The sequence below is a fragment of the Alkalicoccobacillus porphyridii genome (assembly GCF_007293315.1).
GTDB classification, from domain to species: Bacteria; Bacillota; Bacilli; order Bacillales; family Bacillaceae_D; genus Alkalicoccobacillus; species Alkalicoccobacillus porphyridii.
This window is the reverse complement of record NZ_VLXZ01000062.1, coordinates 1-410: the sequence shown is the minus strand read 5'-3', so window position 1 is coordinate 410 and position 410 is coordinate 1. Positions and strand designations below refer to the sequence as shown.

1 protein-coding gene is annotated in these 410 nt (G+C 50.0%); it reads left to right on the top strand.

The window, feature by feature from the left end; translation table 11 throughout:
• Nucleotides 1-410: DegT/DnrJ/EryC1/StrS family aminotransferase (locus tag FN960_RS23520; protein ID WP_185971127.1), on the top strand; the 410-nt coding region annotated here is incomplete at both ends.

Here is a 410-nt window from a genome sequence, read left to right as displayed (position 1 = left end):
CGCCACGCACTAAAGCCATCATTCCGGTGCATTATGCCGGTGCGCCAGCAGATATTGACGCCATTCGCGCCATTGGCGAACGTTACGGCAGCGCAGTTATCGAAGATGCTGCCCATGCCGTCGGTACGTATTACAAAGGGCGACATATTGGCGCAAAAGGTACCGCTATTTTTTCATTTCATGCCATTAAAAATATTACCTGTGCTGAAGGTGGCCTGATTGTAACTGATAATGAAAAACTTGCCCGCCAGCTACGGATGCTAAAATTTCACGGTCTGGGTGTCGATGCCTATGGCAGACAAACCTGGGGCCGTGCACCGCAGGCTGAAGTCTTAACACCGGGCTATAAGTACAATCTGACCGATATTAACGCCGCGATTGCCCTGACACAGTTAGTCAAATTAGAGCAC